The following is a 955-nucleotide window of genomic DNA, read 5'->3' as shown; positions in this document are numbered from 1 at the left end:
GCGGCCGGCCTTCTCGCGCAGGCGCTTGCCGCCGCGCTTTACCTTCCGCGGCGCGTACGCCGAGCCGTCCGGATTCCGCTGCGCGGCGACGCGCGACTGCTGCGCGCGGCGCAGATCGCGGCCGAGCTCGCGCAGCATTTGACGACGGGCGGCCGGCGATAGCTTCGCGAGCAGCGCGCCGGCCCATTTTTCGAGCGCTTGAAGATCGTTCTTCATGCGAGCCACTCGTCGGCCGCGTCGTCGATGTGCTCGACCGTCCGGTTGCCGTCGTCGTCCGTTCCGACCACGACGCTTTCCGACAGCTTCACCTTGAGCCCGAGGTCGACCGCGTTGTTCGACAGAACGTCCGCGACAAACGTGATGCCGTCGCGGCGCGCGTCCCGGTTCGTCACGAGGTCCGGCTGATTCGCGCGCGCCCACTCGACGACGGCGATCATTACGTCGTCCGCGCTGCCGATGAAGTCGCGAATGATGATCTCGCACTCGTATTCGTAGTCGAACGACGCCGTGCGCGTGCCCGTCGCTTCGATCCGGCCTTCGTTGACGAACACGAGCAGTTGATCCGGCGACGCGTTGAGCTGCGGCAACGCGGCGACGAGCGCCGCACGCAGGCTGTTCGGCTTATTCATGGCCGTCCGCCCGCCACATGCGCGCCTGGCACGTCGCGATCATGTCGACTTCGGACGCGCAGCGCGCCCACGCCGCGCGCGCGACGTGCAGCGCGTCGCTCAGCTCACCGTTGGTTCGTGGCGCCATCGCCGGCATCGTGCAGCGCGTCACGCTCGCGCATTCGTTGAGCGTAATCGTCGGCGCCGGTGAGGGCGGGGCTTGCGTGCAGGCGCACAACGTCGTCAGGCAGAGCGCCAGCAGCCCAGGTGCGCACGGCGGCGTTTTCATCGATCAGTCTCCGCAGTTCGTTACGATAGGTCGCGAGCGTCGCGTCGACGCCGGCGCG

The 955-nt window shown here is 68.5% G+C and carries 3 protein-coding genes and 1 pseudogene; all 4 read right to left on the bottom strand.

Translation table 11 applies throughout. The features are described 5' to 3' along the window. On the bottom strand, positions 1-216 hold a 216-nt coding region (locus tag WS69_RS18175; RefSeq protein WP_082716293.1), incomplete at its 3' end, for a phage virion morphogenesis protein. Beyond that, complete coding sequence (locus WS69_RS18170) at positions 213-629, bottom strand: phage tail protein (RefSeq protein ID WP_059472116.1); 417 nt, start codon at positions 627-629, stop codon at positions 213-215. The genes WS69_RS18175 and WS69_RS18170, both read right to left, overlap by 4 nt. After that, on the bottom strand, positions 622-846 hold the full coding sequence (gene lysC / locus WS69_RS34870) for an Rz1-like lysis system protein LysC (RefSeq protein ID WP_231747162.1): 225 nt from the start codon (positions 844-846) through the stop codon (positions 622-624). The genes WS69_RS18170 and lysC overlap by 8 nt, the downstream gene beginning before the upstream one ends. Continuing rightward, positions 818-901: pseudogene (locus WS69_RS34865) on the bottom strand (Rz-like lysis system protein LysB); the annotation flags it as partial. The pseudogene WS69_RS34865 and the gene lysC, both read right to left, overlap by 29 nt. Positions 902-955: the final 54 nt, after the last annotated feature.

It is taken from the genome of Burkholderia sp. BDU5 (assembly GCF_001522845.1).
Classification (GTDB): domain Bacteria; phylum Pseudomonadota; class Gammaproteobacteria; order Burkholderiales; family Burkholderiaceae; genus Burkholderia; species Burkholderia mayonis.
This window is presented reverse-complemented; position numbering and strand designations above follow the sequence as displayed.

What these genes read in the sequence shown, in the direction of transcription:
- WS69_RS18170 (WP_059472116.1), bottom strand. Translation starts at nt 629, where the DNA reads ATGAATAAGCCGAACAGCCTGCGTGCGGCGCTCGTCGCCGCGTTGCCG.